The sequence below is a fragment of the Mycobacterium hainanense genome (assembly GCF_041890355.1).
GTDB lineage: Bacteria > Actinomycetota > Actinomycetes > Mycobacteriales > Mycobacteriaceae > Mycobacterium > Mycobacterium hainanense.
In genome coordinates this window covers 429,965-449,124 of sequence record NZ_CP169059.1, presented here as the reverse complement: position 1 = coordinate 449,124, position 19,160 = coordinate 429,965, and the positions used below count along the sequence as shown (strand labels likewise).

Annotated in this window: 1 protein-coding gene; it reads left to right on the top strand. The window is 67.8% G+C overall.

The window, feature by feature from the left end; translation table 11 throughout:
- Nucleotides 1-2 precede the first annotated feature (2 nt).
- Nucleotides 3-19,136 carry an amino acid adenylation domain-containing protein gene (locus ACEL92_RS02095; protein WP_374024020.1) on the top strand — a complete coding sequence of 6,378 codons (19,134 nt, stop codon included), beginning with the start codon at nucleotides 3-5 and terminating at the stop codon, nucleotides 19,134-19,136.
- Nucleotides 19,137-19,160 lie beyond the last annotated feature (24 nt).

Below are 19,160 nucleotides of genomic sequence, written 5' to 3'. Positions count from 1 at the left end.
TCTTGACCACCAATCCGACGCGGAGATTGTTGTCCATCGATCTGCTCAACGAGGCTGAGCACGCGCACCTGAACGACTGGAGCAACCGCGCGGTGTTGACCCAACCCGCAGCGCCCGTGTCGATTCCGGCGCTGTTCTCCACCCAGGTGTCGCGAGTCCCCGAAGCGGTGGCCGTGACCTTTGAGGGCCGCTCGGTGACCTACCGCGAGCTCGACGAGGCCGCTAATCGGTTGGCACATTTATTGATCGACCACGGCGCGCGCCCGGGCGTGAGTGTTGCACTGCTATTCCCTCGATGCGCCGAGGCGATATCCGCGATCCTGGCGGTGCTCAAGACCGGGGCGGCATATCTGCCGATCGACCCCATGCATCCGGGGGCCCGCATCGCGTTCATGCTCGCCGACGCCGCGCCGATTGCCGTCCTGACCACCCCCGACATGCGGTCGCGACTCGACGGGTGTGGCCTGACCGTCATCGATACCGCCGACGCCCGCATCGACACTCAACCCGACACCGCCCTACCCTTCCCTGCGGCGGACGACATAGCCCACATCGTCTACACCTCCGGGACTACCGGAGAGCCGAAAGGCGTCGCGGTTAACCATCACAACGTCACCCAGCTGTTCGACTCGCTCGACATCGGGATTCCGCTGGGACCGCAACAGGTGTGGACGCAGTTCCACTCCTACGCGTTCGACTTCTCGGTATGGGAGATCTGGGCCGCGCTACTGTTCGGCGGCCGGTTGGTGGTGGTGCCCGAGTCGGTGGCGCGATCACCGGGCGACTTTCACGACCTACTGGCGAAAGAGCGAGTCAGCGTGCTGACGCAGACCCCTTCTGCGGTAAGCGGCCTATCCCCTGACGGACTGGAATCCACGGCGTTGGTCATCGGTGCCGAAGCCTGCCCTCCGGCGCTGGTCGACACCTGGGCACCCGGCCGGGTCATGACCAACGTCTACGGCCCCACGGAGACCACGATGTGGGCTTCCAAGAGCGCCCCCCTGCTGCCTGGCTCGGGCTCGCCACCCATCGGATCACCGATCACAGGGGCCGCGTTCTTCGTCCTCGACGAGTTGCTATGTCCCGTGATGCCCAAGGTGGTCGGTGAGCTGTATATCGCGGGACGCGGTGTGGGGATCGGGTATTGGCGTCGGGCCGGGCTGACCGCTTCGCGGTTTGTGGCGTGTCCCTTTGGGCCACCCGGAACGCGCATGTATCGCACCGGGGATCTGGTGCGCTGGCGGCCCGACGGACAGCTCGACTACCTCGGGCGCGCCGACGAACAGGTGAAGATTCGCGGGTACCGCATCGAGCTCGGCGAAATCCGCGCGGCCCTGAGTGAACTCCCGGGCGTCGGACAGGCGGCGGTGATCGCCCGTGAGGACCGGCCCGGCGACCGGCGGCTCGTGGGGTATGTCACCGAAACCAATACGGGCACAGTCGATCCTGTTGTCGCACGGGAGGCGCTGGCCCGGCGGCTGCCCGGCTACATGGTTCCGGCGGCCATCGTCGTCTTGCACGCGCTGCCGCTGACGGTCAACGGCAAACTCGACACCCGCGCCCTTCCGGCGCCGGAATACACCAACGGCGAGCGGTACCGCGCCCCCCAGGACCCCACCCAGGACATCCTGGCCGGCATTTACGCGCACGTGCTCGGCCTCGATCGCGTCGGGGTCGACGACTCCTTTTTCGATCTCGGCGGTGATTCGGTTTCGGCGATGCGCGTGATCGCGGCGATCGGCACCGACCTGGCCACAGACTTGTCGATGCAAACTCTGTTCGACGCGCCAACGGTCGCCCAACTGGCAGCCCACGTCGGCGGCGACAGCAAACGGCTTCAGCCGCTTCTGTCCGTCCAGCGTCCCGACGTCATTCCGTTGTCGTTCGCCCAGAGGCGGCTCTGGTTTCTCGACCAATTGCACGGCCCCTCAGCGGTTTACAACTTGGCGGTGGCATTGCGTCTGCGGGGCAAGCTGGATCCGGACGCAATGCGGATGGCCGTTCATGATGTCATCGCCCGCCACGAGACGCTGCGCACGGTGTTCCCCGACGTTGACGGCGTGCCCTTCCAGCGGGTGCTGCCGAGTGGGCGGGGTGATGTCGTAACCGTCACCGACGCCACCGGGTGGACATCGGACGCGCTGCGTGCGGCCATCGAGGCCACGGCGCAGCACACGTTCGACCTAAGGTCGGAGATCCCGTTTCGTGCCAGGCTCTTTCGCGTCGACGCCGACGACCACGTGCTCGTCGGCGTGGTGCACCACATCGCCGCGGACGGCTGGTCCATCGCTCCCCTCGTGAGTGATCTGAATGCGGCGTACGCCAGCCGGTGCGGCGGCCAGGCCCCCAGCTGGGCTGAATTACCGGTGCAGTATGCGGATTACACGTTGTGGCAGCGGGCGCAGTTCGGTGATCTCGACGATGGCGGCAGCCCCATCGCCGCGCAGTTGGCGTATTGGGAGGATGCGCTGGCGGGGGCGCCGGAGCGGTTGGAGTTGCCGACGGATCGACCCTATCCGGCGGTGGCCGATCAGCGCGGGGCGACGGTGGCCGTGGAGTGGGCGGCCGACTTGCAGCAGCGGGTGCGCGGGCTGGCCCGTGAGTGCAACGCGACGAGTTTCATGGTGGTCCAGGCGGCGTTGGCGGTGTTGTTGTCGCGGCTGAGCGGGAGTTCGGATGTGCCGGTGGGCTTCCCGATCGCTGGACGTCGCGACCCCGCGCTCGACGGCCTGGTGGGCTTCTTCGTCAACACACTGGTGCTGCGCGTCGACGTCGCGGCTGATCCGACCGTCAATGAGTTGCTCGGCCAGGTGCGGCGGCGCAGCCTCGCCGCCTATGACCACCAAGACGTGCCGTTTGAGGTGCTGGTGGAGCGGCTCAACCCGGCGCGGTCGTTGACCCACCATCCGCTGGTGCAGGTGATGTTGGCGTGGCAGAACCTGCCGGGGTCTGGTGGTGATCCGGGGTTGGTGTTGGGGGATTTGCAGGTCGCCCAGATGCCCATCGACACCCATACCGCCCGGATGGATCTGACGTTCAATTTGGCGGAGCGTTTCACTGAGGACGCTGAGCCGGGCGGGATTTCGGGTGCGGTGGAGTTCCGCACCGACGTGTTCGATCCCGACACGGTCGCCGGCGTGGTGGAGCGGTTGGAGCGGGTGTTGGTGGCGATGACCGCTGATCCGCAGGCGCGGTTGTCGTCGATCGATGTGCTCGACCCGGGTGAGCGCACCCGTCTGGGAGAGATCGGCCGATGGCCGCTGTTGAGCGAGTCGGCGGCGGCGGTGTCGATCCCGGCGCTGTTCGCCGAGCAAGTGCTGCGGGCCCCGCAAGCGGTGGCGCTGCGGTTCGGGGAACAGTCCTGGACCTACCGCGAGGTCGATGAGGCATCAAACCGGCTGGCTCACCTGCTGATTGGTTACGGTGCCGGCCCAGGAGAATGCGTGGGACTGGTTCTTCCGCGTTCCGGTGCGGCCGTCATCGCGATCGTGGCGGTGCTCAAGACCGGGGCGGCGTACCTGCCGATCGACCCGGCGTTGCCCGACGAGCGGATCGACTTTCTGCTGGCCGACTCCACGCCCGTGTCCGCGCTCACCACCGCCGCGTTGCGGCCACGGCTGGACGGGCGCGGCCTGATCGTCGTCGACGTCGACGACCCGCGGATTGACGCCCAGCCGAGTACGGGTTTGGCGTTCCCGGCGCCGGACGATGTCGCGCACATTATTTACACCTCGGGCACCACCGGGACCCCGAAAGGGGTTGCGGTCACGCACCGCAACGTGACCCGGTTGTTCGACGCGCTGGAGGTGGGCATCGAGCTGGGGCCGGGGCAGGTGTGGGCGCAGTGCCACTCCTATGCCTTCGACTTCTCGGTGTGGGAGATCTGGGGAGCGTTACTGCATGGGGGCCGTTTGGTGGTGGTGGGCGAGGAGGTGACCCGCTCCCCCGACGAGCTGCGCGCGCTCTTGCTCGCCGAGCGGGTCACCGTCTTGAGTCAGACCCCCTCCGCACTGGCCGCCCTGTCCCCGACCGGTTTGGATCAGGTGGCGGTGATGGCCGCCGGCGAGGCCTGCCCACCCGAGATCGTGCAGCGGTGGGCGCCCGGGCGGATCATGGTCAACGGCTACGGCCCCACCGAAACCACCGTGTATGCCACCATCAGCGCCCCGCTGGCGCCCGGTTCGGCCGCGGTGCCGATCGGGGCGCCGGTGCCCGGCGCGGCGCTGTTCGTCCTGGACCCCTGGCTGCACCCGGTCCCGCCCGGAGTCGTCGGGGAACTCTACGTCGCCGGGCGCGGGGTCGGCCTCGGGTATTGGCGCCGGGCCGGGTTGAGCGCCTCACGGTTCGTGGCCTGCCCGTTCGGCCCGCCCGGCACCCGGATGTATCGCAGCGGGGATCTGGTGCGCTGGCGGCCCGACGGGCAACTGGACTACCACGGCCGCGCCGACGAACAGGTGAAGATTCGCGGGTATCGCATCGAACTCGGCGAGATCCGCTCGGCCCTGGGCGAACTCCCCGGCGTCGGACAGGCTGCAGTGATCACCCGTGAGGACCGGCCCGGTGACCGGCGGCTAGTCGGTTATATCACCGGCACCGCCGACACGGCTCAGCTGCGCGCCGCGCTGGCCGACCGGCTGCCCGGCTTCATGGTGCCCGCCGCGATCGTCGCGGTGGACACCCTGCCGATCACGGTCAACGGCAAACTCGACACCCGCGCCCTGCCCCCACCCGACTACACCCACACCACCCACTACCGCGCCCCGGCCACCCCCATCGAGGAAATCCTGGCCACCATCTACGCCGAAACCCTCGGCCTGACCCGCGTCGGCGTCGATGACTCCTTCTTCGACCTGGGCGGTGACAGCATCCTGTCGATGCAAGTGGTCGCCCGCGCCCGCGCCGCCGGGTTGGCCTGCCGTCCCCGTGACATCTTCGTCGAGCAGACCGTGGCCCGGCTGGCCCGCATCCCCGGCCTCACCGACGGCCACCAACAGATCCTCGACGACGGGATCGGGCCGGTCACGCCCACCCCGATCATGCACTGGCTGTTCGACATCGACGGCCCGATCGATGAATTCAACCAAACCCTGGTGCTGCAGGCACCGACCCAAGCCACCCACGACGAGGTGCTCGCCATCCTGCAAGCACTGCTCGACCACCACCCCATGCTGCGGGCACACGCGGACACCACCACGCGGTCACTGACCGTCCCCGAACCCGGCGCAGTCGACGCCATCGACTGCCTGCACACCATCGACACCCTCACCAACGAAGCACTGACCCAAGCCAGATCCCGCCTCAATCCCGCCGCGGGAACGATGCTCAGCGCGCTGTGGGTGACCACCACCGGTCAGCTGGTGTTGATCATTCACCACCTGGTCGTGGATGCGGTGTCGTGGCGGATCCTGGTGGAAGACTTCAACATCGCCTGGGCCCAACACCGAAGCGGCCAACCGATCGCCCTACCCCCCACCGGCACCTCGTTTCAACGCTGGGCCGCGCTGCTCGACGACCACGCCCATACCCCAGCCGTCATCGCACAAGCCGACACCTGGCGCCAGATCACCGCGACCACGGCCGCGCTGCCCCCACCGCAACCCGGCGACACCTACACCAACGCCGGACACCTAAGCGCCACCCTGGACACCGACACCACCCGGGCGTTGCTCACCGACGTCCCCGCCGCCTTCCACACCGGCATCCACGACATCCTGTTCATCGCCTACGCGCTGGCCTGGACCCAATTCCTCGGCCAGCCCGAGCAACCCATCACGATCGACGTCGAAGGCCACGGCCGCCACGACGACCTCACCGACACGGTGGACCTCTCACGCACCGTGGGCTGGTTCACCACCAAATACCCCGTCGCCCTCAACGTCGCCGGGCTGCACTGGGACCACATCACAGCCGGCGACGCCGCACTGGGCCCGATCATCAAGGCAGCCAAGGAACAACTTCACGCCCTGCCCCACCCCCTGACCCACGGCCTGCTGCGCTACCTCAACCCCAACACCGACCCACCCGCACCCGACCCCACCATCGGATTCAACTACCTCGGACGCCTCGGCGCGACCGCGCCCGGGGCCATCGAGGAGTTGTGGCGGATCAGCGAGGACGGTTTGTCGGACATCGCCGCGGCCAGCACGGCGCCAATGCCGTTGTCCCACACGGCCGCTCTCAACGCCGCGACCATCGACACCGACACCGGCCCTCAACTCAATGCCACGTGGACCTGGGCCACCTCGGTTCTCGATGACACCCAAATCGCTCGGCTCAGCCAGTTATGGTTCGACGCCCTGACCGGAATCTGCACCCACGTCCGCCACGGCGGCGGCGGTCTGACCCCCTCCGACATCGCCCCCGCCCGACTCGCCCAACACCAAATCAACGAACTCCAAACGCAATACAACATCGCCGACATCCTGCCGCTGACCCCAATGCAACAAGGGCTGCTGTTCCACGCCAGCACGCACGACACCGACGACGTCTACGCGCTCCAGCTGCAGATTTCGGTGACCGGGCCGCTGGACCCGCACCGGCTACGCGATGCCGTCCACACCGTCGTCAGCCGCCACCCGCACCTCGCGGCACGCTTCTGCCGACAATTCGACCAACCCGTACAAATCATCCCCGCCGCTGCCCAAGTGCCTTGGCAATACCTCGAATTCGAGAGGGATACGGAAGACCACATAGCGCGTCTGTGCACGGCCGAGCGCGCGGCAGTTTGCAACCTCGATGGCGGGCCGGTCTTCCGGGTGGCCTTGATCCGAACCGCCCACGAGCGGCACCGCATCGTGCTGACCAACCACCACATCCTGCTCGACGGTTGGTCCCTGCCCATCCTGCTCCACGAGATCTTCGCCGCCTACCAGGGCCAGCAGCTGCCCGCGGCCACACCCTACCGCCGGTTCGTCACCTGGCTCACCGAACGCGACCTCGACGCCGCCCGCACCGCCTGGGGCCAGGCACTCGCAGGCTTTGACACCCCGACCCTCGTCGCTCCGCCGGGCCGGTTGGCATTGGGGCCCCGCGCCGTCGCCTCGGATCGGTTATCCGCCGAGATCACTCAGGCTGTCGGTGAGCTGGCGCGCTCGAATCACACCACGATCAACACCGTACTGCAGGCGGCGTGGGCACAGCTGCTGATGGGGCTGACCGGACAGCGCGACGTGGTTTTCGGCACCGCCGTGTCGGGGCGGCCCACCGAGCTAGCCGGCGCGGAAGCGATGGTCGGCCTGCTGATCAACACCGTGCCGGTGCGGGCGCACATCATCACGACGACCACGACCGCCGACCTGCTCAACCAACTGCACGACGCCCACAACCGCACCCTCGACCATGAACACCTGTCCCTCAACGAGATTCACCGCGCCACCGGCCACGACCAACTGTTCGACACCCTGTTCGTCTACGAGAACTACCCCGTCGACACCGCCGAGCTGAGTGGCACCGACGGGCTGACCATAACCGAGTTCACCAGCAGCGAATCCAATCACTACCCATTGACCGTGCAGGCGACGCCCGGGTCCGAACTGGGTCTTCGCGTCGAGTACGACACCGACGTATTCGACACGGAAATCGTTCGCGCCCTGATCATTCGGTTGGGGCGGGTGTTGGTGGCGATGGCTGCTGATCCGGGTGCGCGGTTGTCGTCGATCGGTGTGCTCGATGAGGGTGAGCTGACCCGTTTGGGGCAGTGGGGTCATCGGACGGTGTTGTCCGAGTCGGTGGCGGCGGTGTCGATTCCGGAGGTGTTCGCCGGGCAGGTGCGGCGTGCGCCGGGGGCGGTGGCGGTGTGCTGCGGGGGACGGTCCTGGACGTATCGCGAAGTCGATGAGGCCTCAAACCGGCTGGCGCATCTGCTGATGGGTTACGGTGCCGGCCCAGGACAATGCGTGGGACTGGTTCTCCCGCGGTCGGGTGCGGCCGTTGTGGCGATCGTGGGAGTGCTCAAGACCGGGGCGGCCTATCTGCCGATCGATCCCGCGCTGCCCGATGAGCGGATCGGGTTCGTGCTGGCCGACGCCGACCCGGTGGCCGCGCTGAGCACCGCCGGGCTGGCCGAGCGGCTGCAACGCCATGGTGTCGTGGTCCTCGACGTCGAGGACCCGCGCATTGACGCCCAGCCCAGTACGGGTTTGCCGTTGCCCGCCCCTGATGAGGTGGCGCACCTGATTTACACCTCGGGCACCACCGGGACCCCGAAAGGGGTTGCGGTCACCCACCACAACGTCACCCGGCTGTTCGACCAGTTGCAGGTGGGCATCGGGTTGGGACCCGAGCAGGTGTGGGCGCAGTGCCACTCCTATGCCTTCGACTTCTCGGTGTGGGAGATCTGGGGGGCGCTACTGCATGGGGGCCGGCTGGTGGTGGTGGGCGAGGAGGTCACCCGCTGCCCCGACGACCTGCACACCCTGCTGATCACCGAACAGGTCACCGTGTTGAGTCAAACCCCCTCCGCGCTGGCCGCGCTCTCAGCAGAGGGTTTGGCGGGGGTGGCGGTGATGGCCGCCGGGGAGGCCTGCCCACCCGAGATGGTGCACCGCTGGGCCCCCGGGCGGGTCATGGTCAACGGCTACGGCCCCACCGAAACCACCGTGTATGCCACCATCAGCGCCCCGCTGACCCCCGAGTCGGGGACCGTGCCGATCGGGGCGCCGGTGCCCGGGGCGGCCCTGTTCGTCCTGGACCCCTGGTGCCGCCCGGTGCCGCCCGGAGTCGTCGGCGAACTCTACGTGGCCGGGCGCGGCGTCGGGCTGGGCTACCTGCACCGGGCGGGGTTGACCGCGGCCCGGTTCCTGGCCTGCCCCTTCGGGCCCCCCGGCGCGCGGATGTATCGCAGCGGAGACCTGGTGCGCTGGCGCCCCGACGGACAACTGGACTACCTCGGCCGCGCCGACCAGCAGGTCAAAATCCGCGGCTACCGCATCGAACTCGGCGAAATCCACACCGCCCTAACCCACCTGGACGGCGTCGAACACGCCGCGGTCATCGTGCGCGAAGACCGCCCCGGCGACAAACGCCTCACCGCCTACATCACCGAAACCCACCCCGGCACCGCCGATCCCGCCCAACTGCGCACCGCCCTGGCCGACCGACTCCCCGGCTTCATGGTCCCCGCCGCCATCATCACCCTCGACACCCTGCCCACCACCCTCAACGGCAAACTCGACACCCGCGCCCTGCCCCCACCCGACTACACCCACACCACCCACTACCGCCCCCCCAACACCCCCATCGAAGAACTCCTGGCCACCATCTACACCCAAACCCTCGGCCTGACCCGCGTCGGCATCGACGACTCCTTCTTCGACCTCGGCGGCGATTCGCTGTCGGCCATGCGCCTGATCGCGGCCATCAACGCCGATTTGGACTCCGACGTCTCGGTGCGCACGCTGTTCGACGCGCCCACCGTTGCCGCGCTGGCGCCACGCCTCGTCGGAGGGAGCCGCCGGAAGCCCTTGGTGCGCAGAGAGCGCCCCGCGAGAATCCCGCTGTCGTTCGCGCAGAACCGCCTGTGGTTCGTCAACCAGTTCGAGGGCGGGGTGGCGACGTACAACATGCCGACCGCCTTCCGGATCACCGGAGAGCTGAACGTCGACGCACTCACGGCGGCCATCGACGATCTGATCGCCCGCCACGAATCGCTGCGCACGGTCTTCCCTGACGTCGACGGTGTCCCGCACCAACAGGTCTTGGCGGCCCAGCCGGCAATGTGGCGGCGCGGCGACGCAACCGTGGTGTCGCTGACCGATCAACAGGAAGTTGCCCGCGAGTTGATCGCACTCGCAAGTCACCGGTTCGACCTGGCGACGGAGATCCCGATTCGCGCGCAAATCTACTCGACGGGAACCGCTGAGCACGTGCTGGCGATTGTGCTGCACCACATCGCCTTTGACGGTTGGTCACTCGCCCCCATGTTCAGGGACATCGGTGTCGCCTATGCGAGTCGGTCTGCGGGGCACGTACCGAGCTGGGCGGAACTGCCGGTGCAATACGTGGACTACACGCTGTGGCATCAGGAGCTGCTGGGAGACGAGTCCGACCCGGAAAGTGTGGCCGCTCACCAATTGCGTTACTGGCAAACCGAATTGGCCGGCCTGCCGGAGATTGTGTCACTGCCCACCGATCACGTCCGGCCACGCGAGCCCAGCTACCGCGGCGACGAAGTGGAGATGCTGATCGAACCGGAAGTCTGGGCCGGGGTCAAGCAGCTGGCAGCGACGCACAATGCGACGGCGTCGATGGTGTTGCAGGCGGCCATGGCGGTGGTGCTACACCGGGCCGGGGCGGGTGACGACGTGGTGCTGGGCACGCCGATCGCGGGGCGATCGGATCGGGCGCTCAGCGACCTGGTCGGATTCTTCGTCAACACTTGGGTGTTGCGGGTGGAAGTGAATCCGGCATCCCGGTTCACCGATGTCCTCGCGCGAGTGCGTAATAAAGCCCTGGACGCGTACAGCAATCAGGACGTGCCGTTCGAGCGGTTGGTGGAACAGCTGAATCCCGCACGCTCCGCCGCGCACCACCCCTTGTTCCAGGTGCTGATGGTGCTGCAAAACAACGTGCGCCCGGACGCATTCGCGATCGACGGCCTCGGCGTCGAACAGTGGGCGGTGCCCACCTCCTCGGCCCGCTTCGATCTCGACTTCGAACTGGTGGAGGTGCCCAGCGACGAACCGGGGGCGCCGCGGGCCGCCGGATCGGTGACATATGCGACGGATCTGTTCGAACGCTCCACCGTCGAGCGCCTGGTCGAACGGTTCGGGCGGGTACTAGACGCGGCGGTCGCGGACCCCGCGGTGGTGGTGGGTGCCATCTCGTTGATGGATTGCGGCGAGCGCGAATTGGTGCAGTCGACCTGGGCCGGTACCGGGGTGGAGGCATCGGTGGGGGTGGCGCCGCAGCTCATGGCCGCGGCGGTGACGATCGACCCGCACGCGGTGGCGGTGGTCGACGGCGCCCGCTCGATGTCATATCGCGAGCTTGACGAGGCGTCGACACGCTTGGCGCGGGTACTGATAGAGGCGGGCGCCGGCGCGGAGCGCGCGGTGGCCGTCGCGATCGATCGGTGTTTGGAACTGGTGGTCACCTGGTGGGCCGTCGTCAAAGCCGGCGGGACCTATGTGCCCGTCGACCCGACGCACCCCGTCGAGCGAATCGCCACCGTCCTGGACACCGTCGACGCGATATGTGTGTTGACCCGCGATGCCGACGCCGTTGCCGGGGCCGGCGACCGCCGCGTCCTGCGCGTCGGCGAGTTGGACCTCCCCGGACGAAGCGCGGACCCCATCACCGACGCCGACCGCCTGGCACCACTGACGGTCGACAGCACCGCCCACACCATCTTCACGTCTGGATCTACCGGCGCCCCAAAGGGAGTCGCGGTCAGCCACGGCGGCCTGCTGGAAATCGCAGCCCTGGCCGAGCGCTTCGGACTGAACTCGGGCTCGCGACTGCTGATGCTGGCCGCGCCGACGTTCGACGTATCGATCGGTGAATTGCTGCTGGCGGTTGGGTCGAGGGCAGCGCTGGTGGTGGCACCACCGGAAGCCGCTGCGGGCGAGGCGTTGACAGCGTTGCTGCACGACCATCGCGTCAACGCTGCGGTCTTGACCCCGTCGGTGCTGTCCTCGCTGGACCCCGCACGGCTCGACGCGGTCGATACGCTCATCACCACGGGGGAAGCCTGCCCAAGCGAGTTGGCGGCGGCGTGGGCGCCGGGAAGGCGAATGTTCAACGCCTACGGCCCCACCGAGGCCACCGTCTGGGCCACCTGCGGCACACCCTTGTCGCCGGGCCAACGGGTGGGAATCGGCAACCCCATCCCGGGCGTGTGCGCACTCGTGCTGGACACCCGGCTCAACCCCGCGCCCATCGGCGTCGTGGGCGAACTGTACCTGGGCGGACGTGCCGTCGCTCACGGCTATGTCGGCCGAGTGGCGTTGACCGCAGAACGGTTCATCGCCAACCCCTTTGGGGATCCCGGCTCACGCCTCTACCGCACGGGTGATCTGGTCCGTTGGACTGCGGCCGGGACACTGGACTACCTGGGACGCGCCGACACCCAGGTCAAGCTCCGCGGACAACGCATCGAGCTGGGGGAGATCGAGAACAGCCTGCTGGCTTGCCCGCACGTCACCATGGCCGCCGCCGCGGTGCACAACCACGGCACCGGCGCCAACCTCGTCGCCTACGTGACCCTCGAACACGCCGCCACCACCGACGACGATGACGACGAAATCGTCGCGCAGTGGCAGCACGTCTACGACGACCTCTACGCCGCTGAGGCCGGCACCTCCGGGCTCGGCACCGACTTCCGGGGATGGAACAGCAGCTACACCGGCGAGCCGATCCCGCTCGCGGAGATGGAGGAATGGCAGTCAGCCACGGTGGATCGGATCATGGCCCTGCGACCACGGCGGGTGCTGGAGATCGGCGTGGGCCTGGGCCTGGTTCTCTCACACATCGCCCCGCGCTGCGAGCGGTATGTCGCGACCGACATGTCCGCGGCTGCAACCGATTACCTGGCCCGCTCGATGGAACGACTGGAGCTGCCATGGAGGGATCGCGTCCAGCTGCTGACTCGGCCCGCCCACGTGACCGAGGGCCTGCCCCTGGGCTTCTTCGACACCGTCATCCTCAACTCGGTCGTTCAGTACTTCCCCAACGCGGGCTATCTGGGCGACCTCATCGACAGCGTCATGGAGCTCCTGTGCCCGGGCGGATCCCTGTTCATCGGCGATGTCCGCAACCACAGCTTGCAGGGTGCCTTCCAGACATCGGTCGCGCTCGCCCGCAGCGGCAACGCCGACACCGCCGAACTTCGTCACCGTATCCAGCGCGCCCTGATCGGCGAGGCCGAACTCCTGCTCGCCCCAGAGTTTTTCACCGCTTGGGCGGCCGACCATCCGGCGGTGTCAGCACTCGACATCCAAGTCAAGCGCGGAGCCGCCGACAACGAACTCACCCGGTACCGCTACGACGTCGTCGTGCATAAGGCGCCGACATCGGTGCATTCCCTGGCCGCCGCCCCCACCTGGGCGTGGGCCGATTGCGCCGGCCTGGACGCACTGCACGATCGACTGACCTCCCCCCGTCCCGCCGACATCCGGATATCCGGCATCCCGCGCGCCGGATTGGTCACCGACGTCCGAATCGAACAGGGCCTGGCCGCAGGGCTATCCGTGGCCGACGCGCTCGCCCAGGCCTCCGGCGCGGAGTCAACCGGCACCGTGACACCCGAAGAATTGCACCGCCTCGGCGAGGCCCTCGGCTTTCGCGTCGCGGTCACCTGGGGTGCTCAGCCGGGCACGCTCGATGCGATTTTCACCGATGCTGCTGAGGAACGTGTTCCGACGGTCAGCGGCGCGTACTTGCCGGGACCGGATGGCGGGCAGGACACGGCGAACGACCCCCGCAACAACACGCGGATCGGCGCGGTACGTCGCCGGTTGAGCGCCCGGTTACCGGACTACATGTTGCCGACGCAGATCATGGTGCTCGACGAGTTCCCGATGACATCGTCGGGCAAGATCGACCGAAAGGCGCTGCCGGCGCCGGTCTTTGCCGACACGCCCTTCCGCGCTCCACAGACCCCGACCGAAGAAATCCTGGCGGCGATCTACGCCCAGGTACTCGGGTTGGACCGGGTCGGGGTCGACGAGTCGTTCTTCGACCTGGGCGGCGACAGCATCATGTCGATGCAGGTGGTGTCGCGGGCCCGCGCGGCAGGCTTGAGCTGCCGGCCCCGCGACATCTTCGTCGAGCAGACGGTGGCCGGGCTGGCCCGGGTGGTCAAAATGGCCGACACCGGCACCCTCGACGAGGGCATCGGTGAGGTGGGGGCGACCCCGATCATCCGCTGGCTGCGCAGCGTGGACGGCCCCGTCGACGAGTTCAACCAGACCATGGTGTTGCAGGCACCCTCGGGGGTGAGCCTGGGCGACGTCACGGTCGTGCTGCAGGCCCTGCTGGACCGGCACGCCATGCTGCGGCTACGCACCGACGACGGTCCCGAGGGCTGGAAACTGACTGTGCCCGGACCGGGATCGGTGCATGCCGAGGCGCTCCTGCACACCGTCGACGCACTCACCGACGAGGCGATCATCGCCGCCCGCTCACGGCTCGATCCTGGCGCCGGGGCCGTGCTCAGCGCCGTGTGGGCGAGCGCCACCGGTCAGTTGGCGATGATCATCCACCATCTGGCCGTCGACGCGGTGTCATGGCGGATCCTGCTCGAAGACCTCAACATCGCGTGGGCCCAACACCACAGCGGCCAGCCCGTGGCCCTCGCACCGGTGGGGACGTCATTCCAGCGCTGGGCCGCACTCCTCGCCCAACATGCCGGCAGCCCAGAGGTGTTGGCGCACAACGAGACCTGGCAACGGGTATTGGCGACGCCGCCGGCGCTACCGGACGCGCCGGACACCTACGCCACCGCCGGGCACCTGACCGCCTCGCTGGACGGTGAGACCGCCCGCCTGCTGATGAGCGACGCACCCGCCGCATTCCACGCGGGAATCCAGGACATCCTGCTGATCGCGTTCGCGTTGGCCTGCGCCGAATTCCTGGGCACCGGCGACGCGGCGATCGCTCTGGACGTCGAAGGCCATGGCCGCGACGAAGAACTGGCCGCCGACGTCGACCTGTCCCGCACCGTGGGCTGGTTCACCACCAAATACCCCGTCGCGCTGAGGGCCGGCGCCCTGCCCTGGCCGCTGGTGGCTGCCGGCGACGCACGCCTTGGCCCAATCATCAAGCGCGCCAAGGAGCAACTCCGAGCGCTTCCCGATCCCCTCACCTATGGACTGCTGCGCTACCTCAACACCACGCTTACCGGGCCCGAACCCACGATCGGATTCAACTACCTCGGACGCCTTGGCGCCCACGGCGCCGACCCCGACGCATCGAAGGATCTGTGGCTGATCAGTGCGGAAGGCTCAACGTTCACCGCGGTCGCGTCTGCGGTGAGCATGCCGTTGATGCACACCGTGGAGGTCAGCGCAGTCACCGTCGAAACCGACTCCGGCCCTGCACTGAGCGCCACCTGGACCTGGGCGCCCTCGGCACTGGACCACGCCGGCGTCCGCCGACTCAACCGGCTGTGGTTCGAAGCCCTGGCCGGCATCTGCGCCCACGTTGCGCGCGGCGGCGGCGGGCTGACCCCCTCCGACATCGCCCCCGCGCGGCTCACCCAACAGCAGATCGACACCCTGCAACAGCAGTACTCGATCGCCGACATCCTGCCGCTCACCCCGCTGCAGCAGGGCCTGCTGTTCCATGCCAGCACCACACAGGGTTTCGACGGCCTGGCCGAACTGTATTCCGTGCAGCTGGATTTCAGCGTGACCGGTCCGCTGGACCCCGACCGCATGCGCGCGGCGGTGCAAACGGTGGTCGACCGCCACCCCAACCTGGCGGCCCGCTTCTGCACCCAAGACGAACCGGTTCAACTCATTCCGGTCGATCCCCAGCCGGCATGGCACTACATCGAACTGGACCACGTCGACGACGCCGACACACGAATCCGGCAACTGTGCGCGGCCGAACGCGTCGCCGTCTGCGATCTTTCGGATCCGCCGGCTTTCCGGGTGGCACTGATCCGCACGGCACCGAACCAACATCGGATCGTGGTCACCAATCACCACATCGTCCTCGACGGTTGGTCGACGTCGATCCTGCTGCAGGAGATGTTCGCCGCGTACTACGGGCACCGGCTCCCGGCGTCCACCTCGTACCGCAGGTTCGTCGCCTGGCTGGCCGATCGGGACCTCGAGGCCGCCCACGCCGCATGGCGCGAGGTACTCGCCGGATTTGACACACCTACCCTCGTCGGCTCCGCGAACCGAGCGGGACCCGGCCGCCGAGGCGAGGCCTCATACCGGTTCTCCAAGGGGATAACTCACGCGCTGACCGAACTGGCGCGCTCGCATCACACCACCATCAATACGGTGTTGCAGGCCGGCTGGGCGCAACTGCTGATGTGGCTGACCGGCCAGCACGACATCGTCTTCGGCGCCGCGGTCTCCGGACGCCCAACCGATCTGCCCGGCGCGGAATCGCTTGTGGGGCTGTTGATCAACACCGTCCCGGTGCGCGCCACCGTTGGCGCGACGACCAGCACCACCGAATTGCTGAACCAACTCCAACAGGCCCACAACCGCACGTTGGATCACCAGCACCTGGCGCTCACGGCGATCCACCACATCACCGGCCTCGAGCAATTGTTCGACACCCTCTTGGTCTATGAGAACTATCCCGTCGACGCCAGCGTGATGGCGGGCGGCGATGAGTTCGCGGTCACCGACATGACCACTCACGAATCCACCCATTACCCGCTGACATTGGAAGCCCGCACGGGCGAGCAACTCGGCGTGCGCCTCGAATACGACACCGGCATCTTCGACACCGACACCATCCACACACTCATCACGCGGTTGGAGCGCGTGCTGGAGGCCATGACCGCCGACCCGACCGCCCGATTGTCCGCCCTCGATCTAGTCGACGAGCCCGAACACACCCGCCTGGAAGCCTGGGGCAACCTGGCATCGCTGGACCGGCCCACCACAACCGTTTCGATTCCCGTGTCCTTCGCCGCTCAGGTCGGTCGAACCCCCGATGCCGTGGCGGTCACCTGTGCCGGGCGCTCGTTGACCTACCGCGAAGTCGACGCGTCGGCGAACCGCCTGGCGCACCTGTTGACCGAGCAGGGCGCGGGCCCCGGACGGTGCGTAGCGCTGCTGTCCGCCCGCACAACTGGCGCCATCGTCGGCATCCTCGCGGTGTTGAAGGCCGGCGCTGCCTATCTGCCGATCGACCCGGCGCTGCCGCGGGAGCGGATCGAGTTCATGATCGCCGATGCCGCGCCGATCGCCGCGATAGCGACCGGCGGGCTGGCCGACCGGTTGGGCGGGTCCGCACTGCCGGTCATCGACGTCGACGACCCCCGGGTCACGACATACCCGGCGACACCCTTGCCGCCGCCGGACCCCGCGGACCTGGCCTACGTCATCTACACCTCAGGCACTACCGGTGCCCCCAAGGGCGTGTCGATCACCCACCACAACGTCACCCAACTCGTCGGGTCGCTCGATCCCAATCTGGCGTCGCCACAACAGGTATGGACACAATGGCACTCCTACAGTTTCGACATCTCGGGCTGGGAGATCTTCGGCGCCCTGCTCAATGGCGGGCGGCTGGTCGTGGTGCCGGAGTCGGTGGCCGCCTCCCCGGCCGACTTCCACCACCTGCTGGTCACCGAAGAGGTCACGGTGCTGTGCCAAACGCCGACGGCGGTCAGCATGCTCGCATCCGACGGATTGGAATCGGTGACGCTGCTGGTCGGCGGTGAGCCCTGCCCGCTCGACCTCGTGGACCGTTGGGCCCCAGGGCGGGTGATGATCAACGAATACGGGCCAACCGAGACGACGATGTGGGTGACGTTGAGCGCCCCGCTCACAGCCGGATCCGACGTCGTGCCGATCGGCGCGCCGGTGCCCGGCGCGGCGCTCGTCGTGCTCGACGGCTGGCTGCGCCCGGTGTCGGCCGGCGTCGTCGGCGAACTCTACGTGGCCGGACATAGTGTCGGAGTCGGCTATTGGCGTCGACCCGGGCTATCCGCTTCACGCTTTGTGGCGTGCCCGTTCGGGCCGCCCGGAACGCGGATGTATCGCACCGGCGATCGGGTGCGATGGCGCGCCGACGGGCAACTCGAGTACCTCGGGCGCACCGACGATCAGGTCAAGATCCGCGGCTACCGGATCGAACTCGGTGAAATCCAAAGCGCCCTGACCGAACTCGACGGGGTCGAGCACGCGGCCGTGATCGCCCGCGAGGACCGTCCCGGCGATAAGCGGCTGGTCGGCTACATCACTGGCACCGCCGACCCGGTCGCCGTGCGCGCGGCACTGGCCGAGCGGCTACCCGCCCACATGGTGCCCGCCTCGGTGGTGGCGCTGCAGGCGCTGCCCCTGACCGTCAACGGCAAGCTGAACGCCCGCGCGCTGCCAGCGCCCCGGTACGCGGACGGCGACCGGTACCGCGCCCCGGCGAATTCGGTTGAGAAGATCCTGGCCGACGTCTACGCGCAGGTGCTGGGTGTGGAGCGGGTCGGGGTCGACGACTCGTTCTTCGACCTGGGTGGGGACAGCATTTTGGCGATGCGGGCAACGGCCGCGATCAACGCGGCCCTGGACGCGGGACTGGCGGTGCGCACCTTGTTCTCCGCGCCGTCCGTCCGGCGCCTGAGCCAGCTGCTGGGCACGCCTGCGAGCGCCGAGGAGTTGGTGCCCATCGAGACCCTCAAGGAGGGTAGCGGCGTTCCGCTGTGGTGCATCCATGACGGTTTCGGACTCAGCTGGCCATATCGAACGCTCGGCCAATATCTGGATTGCCCGATCATCGGCATCAACCGAGTCCCACAAAACGGTGAGGGCGAACCCGAATCGATTCGGGCCATGGCGGCGCGATACGCCGACACCCTTCAGACGCTCTACCCCGACGGGCCCTACAAGCTGCTGGGCTGGTCGTTCGGTGGCGTCGTCGCCCACGAACTGGCCGTCGAGTTACAGCGACGCGGATGCGTGGTCGAAAGCCTGGTCTTGCTGGACGCTCCCTACTCCGCGACCAAGGGGATAACCAGGTTCGGCGCCAACGGGATCCGCGCATCGGTCGAGAGCCAGATCCTGGCGCGCATTCTGCGAGCCAACGGCATCGACACCCCGTCGGAGCCCCTTACCTATCAGCGCGCCGAGGAATTGATTCGCGGGAAGCTGGGCGGCTCCATCCTGCCGCCGGGAGAACTGTTGGAGTTCATGGTCAACAGCGCCGATGCCAGCCAATCGTTCCTAGCCGAACACGTGCCAGGGGTGTTCGACGGCGACATGGTCGTGTTCTCCGCTGCCGACAATGGGCACCGAAACGGCAGCGACCCAACGCTATTGGCGCAAATGCACAAGATGGCAACCCAACTGGCCGCCCGGTCCCGGCTGAAGAAATGGAAATCCCATACGGCGGGGGCGTTCACGGCGTATTCGATCGACTGCTCGCACTACGACATGTTGACCACGTCGTCGCTCAACATGTACGGCGAGCACTTGAAATTTGCCCTGGAGAACCCGAGGCGGTCACGGTGAAGAAGCGGCAAGCGGTTGATTTGG